General features: G+C 62.5%; 8 protein-coding genes. 2 read left to right on the top strand and 6 right to left on the bottom strand.

The annotated features are described in order from the left end of the window. Both AB0305_RS22200 and mutY read left to right on the top strand, forming a co-directional pair. Positions 1-703: hypothetical protein (locus tag AB0305_RS22200; protein WP_366174051.1), on the top strand; the 703-nt coding region annotated here is incomplete at its 5' end. Between the two features lie 106 nt (positions 704-809). Next, on the top strand, positions 810-1,958 hold the full coding sequence (mutY, locus tag AB0305_RS22205) for an A/G-specific adenine glycosylase (RefSeq protein WP_366174053.1): 1,149 nt from the start codon (positions 810-812) through the stop codon (positions 1,956-1,958). A gap of 16 nt (positions 1,959-1,974) precedes the next feature. On the opposite strand, the gene AB0305_RS22210 is transcribed toward mutY, so the two are convergent. The 6 genes from AB0305_RS22210 to raiA form a co-directional block, all read right to left on the bottom strand. After that, positions 1,975-2,628, bottom strand: a complete 654-nt coding sequence (locus tag AB0305_RS22210; RefSeq protein ID WP_366174055.1) for an LON peptidase substrate-binding domain-containing protein — start codon at positions 2,626-2,628, stop codon at positions 1,975-1,977. 50 nt (positions 2,629-2,678) lie between these two features. Beyond that, positions 2,679-3,569, bottom strand: coding sequence for an RNase adapter RapZ (gene rapZ / locus AB0305_RS22215; protein ID WP_366174057.1), 891 nt, complete (start codon positions 3,567-3,569; stop codon positions 2,679-2,681). Between the two features lie 94 nt (positions 3,570-3,663). Further along, positions 3,664-3,993 (bottom strand): PsiF family protein, encoded by a 330-nt coding sequence (locus AB0305_RS22220; protein WP_366174059.1) that lies wholly within the window; start codon positions 3,991-3,993, stop codon positions 3,664-3,666. Positions 3,994-4,177: 184 nt separating this feature from the next. Further along, on the bottom strand, positions 4,178-5,152 hold the full coding sequence (gene hprK / locus AB0305_RS22225) for an HPr(Ser) kinase/phosphatase (protein WP_366174061.1): 975 nt from the start codon (positions 5,150-5,152) through the stop codon (positions 4,178-4,180). 72 nt (positions 5,153-5,224) lie between these two features. Next, complete coding sequence (gene ptsN, locus AB0305_RS22230) at positions 5,225-5,680, bottom strand: PTS IIA-like nitrogen regulatory protein PtsN (protein WP_366174063.1); 456 nt, start codon at positions 5,678-5,680, stop codon at positions 5,225-5,227. 348 nt (positions 5,681-6,028) lie between these two features. Further along, a complete protein-coding gene (raiA, locus tag AB0305_RS22235; RefSeq protein WP_366174065.1) occupies positions 6,029-6,382 on the bottom strand; it encodes a ribosome-associated translation inhibitor RaiA in 354 nt (117 codons plus the stop codon). Positions 6,383-6,464 lie beyond the last annotated feature (82 nt).

The raw sequence follows: 6,464 nt of genomic DNA on the forward strand, positions 1-6,464 counted from the left end.
CGCCAAGTTCCAGGCGCTGCGCACGGTGTTCGGCCGCCACAGCGCGGAGATCATCAAGAGCGTGCAGCTCAAGCAGATCCGCTCGACCATGCGCGAAGCGCGCGAGAAGATGAAGGAGCGTGTGTTCTCGCGTGGCCTGCGTGACGACATGGACAAGCTGTTCGGCCACCTGACCGGCCTAGTGCGCGACGCCGCCAACCGTATCGACCAGCTGCACCAGATGGTCGACGGCATGTACAAGAAGTTCAACGCCGAGCACGGTTTTACGCTGTCGCCGCCGCTGCGCTTCCTAGGCACGCGCTACGACGCCGATCTGAAAGAAACGCTGATGCTCGCGCACAATCACTTTGGCGCGTTCAGCTTCCTGACGCGTCCGAAGCCGCAGCTCGTGCACGGCGCGTTCTCTACGGTGGCCAGCCGCGTGCTCGATACCTTCCAGGACATGAACCGTGATATCGAGATCTGGCTGAAGTCGGTCATGACGCCGCTCGAAGCGCAGGTGCGCGATCACCAGAAGCAACTGCGCAAGCGTGTCGATTCGATCGAGCGCATCCACGAGGCGACCGATACGCTCGAAGCACGTATCACCGAACTCGAAGCGCTGCTCAACACGCTGGATGAGCGCAGCGGCACAATTGCGACGTACACCGACCGCATCCTCTCGGCCGGGACGATTCTGGAGCAGCAATCCGTCGCGGCCTGACGCACATCGTTATGCTGCAAGGGAAAGGCGCCTGCGGGCGCCTTTTTCGTTCTGGTAGGATCGCCGCCAGCGCGCATCTTCCGTGCGCCGCTTCTTCATCACACGCATGACCACCACCCCACGCCGCACGCGCCGACCCGCGCAACCTGCCCCTGTTTTGCCCTCGCTTCCCGATGATTTCGCCGTGCGCGTGATCGCCTGGCAGCAGCGCCATGGCCGTCACCACCTGCCGTGGCAGAACACCGGCGATGCGTATCGCACGTGGCTCTCCGAGATCATGCTGCAGCAAACGCAAGTGAGCGCGGTGCTGGGCTATTACGCACGCTTTATCGAGCGTTTCCCCACCGTGCAAGCGCTGGCCGCAGCGCCTGCCGACGACGTGATGGCCGCATGGGCCGGCCTGGGCTACTACACGCGTGCGCGCAATCTGCATCGCTGCGCACAGATCGTCGTGGCGGAGCATGGAGGCATCTTCCCGCGCGACCCTGAGGTGTTGGCCTCGCTGCCGGGCATTGGGCGCTCGACCGCTGCGGCCATCGCTGCGTTTTCGTATGGCGTGCGTGCGGCCATTCTCGATGGCAACGTCAAGCGGGTGTTTGCGCGCGCGTTCGGCATCGACGGCTTTCCCGGTGACAAGCGTGTCGAAGACACGATGTGGCGTATCGCCGAAGCCGTGTTGCCGCCGGCCAACGATATCCAACCCTACACGCAGGGTTTGATGGATCTGGGTGCCACGGTCTGCACGCGCGGCAAGCCCGCTTGCCTTACGGGCGAACGTGCCTGTCCGCTTGAATCGCTATGCGAAGCGCGCAGTACCGAGCGCGTGATGGCGTTGCCCGTGCCGCGCCCGCGCAAGGCGATACCCGAGCGCGCAGCCACGCTCATCATCGCTCTGCACAGCGACGCGGTGCTGCTGCAACGGCGTCCGCAACGTGGCATCTGGGGTGGGTTGTGGTCGCTGCCGCTGGTGGGCGAGATGGACGATGCGATTGACGCGCATCCGTTAGACGTCGACGTCGTGCGCCGGGCCGCGCAGGCGTATGGCGCTGTCTCTGCGGTGGAAATGGCCGGCGCGCTCACGCACACCTTCACGCATTTCCGCCTGCACATGCACTTGCTGCGCGCGGACATTGCCACGCCCGTCGCGCTCGGCGATGACTGGCGCTGGCTGCCGCTCGCGCAACTCAATTCCGTGGGATTGCCCGCGCCGGTGAAGTTGGCGCTGGAGACGCTGGTGCAGCCGAGCCTGATCTAGCTCGACTGAAGCAGCATCAAAGGATGTGATGCTGCTTCATGTACCGATGGACGATTTCGATGCGCATGCCCGCATCCATCAGTTCCATCAGCTTCTGCTTGGCCTTGAGCGGCACCGGTAGCAGCTCGCACAGTCGGTTGGCAACCCAGCTTGGGCTGTTCCAGTCATACGGCTCGGCCATCGGCACGTTGCCGTCTTCACGCGAGCCGAGTGTGGCGACGATGCGGCGCAGAGCGTTCACGCAATCATCGAAGAGTTCGCTCTTGCAGTCTTCCACGTCGGCGCCGATAGGCTCGACCGTGCCGCGCATCAGGCCATCGGGCGTGGTGTCGAACGACAGCACTTTGAAGCGCTGCGTGCCGCGCACCTTGATCATCAGCAGTCCAAGCTGCTCCATGTCGCACTCGACGATGTGAGCGATGCAACCGACATCGACTGGCACAGTCGCCGCCTCTGCGGTGGCCACCTCATGACCTCGTTCGATCAGGCAGACGCCAAAGGGGGTTTGGTCACGCAGGCAGGTGCGGACCATGTCCATGTAGCGGGCTTCGAAAATACGCAGTGGGAGCAGTCCGCCCGGAAACAGCACCGTGTGCAGCGGAAACAGCGGCAGCTCGGTTGGCAGCGGCGGCAGCGGTGAAAAGGGCGAGAGAGCGATGTCTTCTTGCATGGACGGGCTTCAGCAGACGGCGGCAAGACCTTCGCGTAGCGCCGCGCGGCTCAACCGTCTACGGCCAATTCGCGGTGGCGGACTAACACATTACCATGCGCGCGGAAGTACGTGGCAAGCCGTTCAGCGATATACACGGAACGGTGCTGGCCCCCCGTGCAGCCAATCGCGACGGTCAGGTAGCTGCGGTTGTCGGCGATGAAACTCGGCAGCCACTTTTCCACGTAGGCGCGAATGTCTTCGGCCATCGCCAGCACCATCGGCTGGCTTTGCAGGAAGTCGATGACGGGCCGATCGCGGCCGGTGAGCGGGCGCAGTTGCGTGTCGTAGTACGGGTTGGGCAGCGAGCGCACGTCGAAGACGAGGTCGGCGTCCGTTGGCACGCCGTGCTTGAAACCGAACGATTCGAACATCAACGTGATGTCGTGCGGCTCGTCGCTGATGAATTCCTTGATGTACGCGCGCAGGGCGTTGGTGCGCAGCGTGCTGGTGTCGATGCGGTGCGCCGGGTCAGCCAGCGGGCTGAGCAGCTCGCGCTCCATCTCGATGGCTTCGATGAGGGACGTGTCGGCGTCCTTGGCGCTGGCGGGCGTGCCGGTAACATCGGGTCGGCCATTGCGGATCGACAGCGGGTGACGGCGACGTGTTTCGGAATAGCGCTGCACCAAGGCGTTGGTGCTCGCCGTCAGGAACAGCATGCGCACGTCGTGTTCCTTGCGCAGCGTGGTGATGGTCTCGGGTACCTTGCGCAGCGATTCTCGGCTGCGGATATCGGTGGCGACACCCAGGTGGGTGTAGCCCTGGTCCGCCAGATAGCGCGCCAGCTCGGGGATGAACTGCGCGGGCAGGTTGTCGACGCAGTAGTAACCTGCGTCTTCGAGCACGTTCAGGGCGACCGATTTCCCTGAACCCGACATACCGGTGATGAGAATGATCCGCATGCCGCGAGGATAGCATCCCTGTGTTGCAAAGCAGCGACCAACAAAAAAGGCGACCGGGTGGGGCCGCCTTTCTGGAGCAGTGCTAAGGAGATGCTTAGCCCTTGTTCATCAGGCACTCTTTCTGGGCGTTCTTGTACTCGTCACCCTTCTTGCCCTTGTTGGCCTTAGAGCAGGCGGCCATCTTTTCCTGCTGGGTCATCGGCTTGGCGGCCATCGGTTTGTCCGACAGGCAGCCCTTCATGAACGCCTTGCGCTCGTCGCCCTTCTTGCCGGCGGCGTCCATGTTGCATTGCTTCATCTTGTCTTGTTGCGAATTCTTGGCAGCGGGTGCAGCCGGCATCGCGGCCGGTGCGCTGCCCTGGGCGAACGCCTGGCCGGCCAGGAACGGGAGCGCGAGGGCGCAAGCGGCAATCAGTTGTTTCATCGTGGTTTCTCCTTGGGTACCGACAGAAGAGCGGGCGAATGTATCACCGCGCTCGCGATGAACGCCGCCGCATGCTTGCTCGGCGCATTCCCTCCCACAACGGGGCGGCGGTATGCCGGGTTGACGTTTCGCCACGAAAACTAGGGTAAAACCCGTCTGATCGCGAAATTTTGTAGCAGCTTTGTTAAAGCAGACGGCCCTGCGGCGAGTGTGAGGCCGCTTCCGCCAGCATGGCGGCGCGTTGGCGGTCCATGAAATCACGCAGCGTGTCGATGCCGCGCAGGCGCAGGATGGTGTTGCGCACGGCAGCCTCCACCAGCACGGCCAAGTTGCGGCCGGCCGCCACCTGAATCTTCACCATGTGGATTGGCAGGCCGAGCACATCGAGGTATTGCGAATCGAGCGGCAGGCGCTCGAATTCACCATCATTGCGGCGCACGAGCTGCACGATCAGCTTGATCTTCATCTTCCGGCGCACGGCCGTCTCACCAAAGATCGTCTTGATGTCGAGCAAGCCCAGGCCGCGCACTTCCAGCAGGTTTTGCAGTAGCGGCGGGCAGCGGCCTTCGATGAAATCGGGCCCCAGGCGCACGAAATCAACAGCATCGTCGGCCACGAGGCCGTGACCGCGCGAGATCAGTTCCAGGCCGAGTTCGCTCTTGCCCAGTCCCGAATCGCCCATGATGAGCACGCCCATGCCGAGGATGTCGAGAAACACCCCATGCATCGTCACGCGCGGCGCCGAGATGCGCGACAGATACAGTCGCAGATGATCAATCACAGCCGCCGAGGAAATCGGCGACGTGAACAGCGGCGTGGACGAACGCGTGCAGCGCAGCTCCAGATCCGGCGGCGGGTCCACGCCATCGGCCACCACGAGGAACGGCGGCTCCAGCAGGATCAACTCGCCCATCTGGCGCTTGCGGTTTTCTTCCGACAGACGCTGGTAGTAGGTGATCTCAGGCTTGCCGAGCACCTGGATGCGGTTCGGGTGGATGAGGTTCAAGTGCCCGACCAGGTCAGCAGCGGAGGTCGCTTCCTTGGCGAAATCCACGTCGAATGCGCGATCCGCGCCCTCCAGGCCGGCGACCCACGACAGCTTCAGATCGGCTGCGTTGTCGTCAAAAATCGATTGGGCGGTAACGCCAGTCAGTTCCATAGCAGGGCACGGTGCGCCGTTGGGGCGATGAGCGTTCGCAATCGGTTGCGCGCAGCCCCGATTGCGCCGCGCTCAGGGCCGCCAGTCGGTCAGTAGCTGGTGAATCGCCTCGGGCGACGGCAGGGTAGCAAGGCCTTCCCGCATCTCGCGGTCGGACAGTAGCTGGGCGATTTCTGAGAGGATTTCCAGATGCTGCTGGGTCGCCTGTTCTGGCACCAGCAGGAAGATCAGCAGGGAGACTGGCTTGCCGTCAGGCGACTCGAACGGCACCGGCTCAGACAGCCGCATGAACGCGGCCAGCGGTTGCTTGAGCCCCTTGATGCGGCCGTGCGGGATGGCTACGCCGGCGCCCAGGCCCGTTGATCCAAGCGATTCGCGCGCGAACAGGTTGTCTGTGACAACGGCGCGCGACACGCCATGGTTGTTCTCGAACAGCAGACCAGCCTGTTCAAATACCCGCTTCTTGCTGGTTACGCTGACGTCGAGGGCGATGTTCCCGGGCGGCAGCAGTTTGGCCAAGCGATTCATGTGTAATGCGTGAAATGAGCGGCGTCCTTCTGCACCAAATTGGCGCGCGGACAATCGGGTCATTATAGACCACGCGTCGCGCGGCTTTGTGCGGCGCACCAGTGGCGTGCCGCGCAGGGCAGAGAGGCGAATCCCCCAGGGCTGCAAATGGCCGCTGCCGGCGTGTTACGCCTGCGCATCGACCCTGTTTTTGCCGGCGTCGCGCTGAAATCGGCGCCACACCAAGCATTCATACTTTGGTCAGATTTTAGCCCGACTTAATTCCGATGCAATCGGAATCGTCAGGAATGCACCATGGCATAAAAAAACCGCGCCATCCGAGGGCGCGGTTTTTTGTGGTGCCGTTGACTATTGCTGCATCTGCACGGCCTGGAGGGCCTCATGCTTCACGCTGTTGCGATCATGTCCTTGCACGCGGTCCTTGTACTTGATTACTTGCCTGTCCAGCTTATCGACGAGTAGGTCGATGGCCGCATAAAGATCTTCATGGTGTGATTCAACGAAGACGTCCTTACCCTTGAGGTGCAGGTTGATTTCCGCGTACTGACGCCGATCCTTCTCCTTGTGGTTATCGACCGATAGCAACACGCTGACGCCAATCACCTGATCGAAGTGCCTGATCACACGCTCCAGTTTCGTTTCCACGTACTCACGCAATGCGGGCGTGATGTCCAGGTGGTGTCCACTGAGTTTGAAGTTCATAGCGGTTCTCCTTCACGGTCAGCATGATCGCCAGCATGGCGATGGTCAGCGGCGCAACGGCGAGCAGCAGGATCTTCTGGCG

It is taken from the genome of Arthrobacter sp. NPDC080086 (assembly GCF_040702285.1).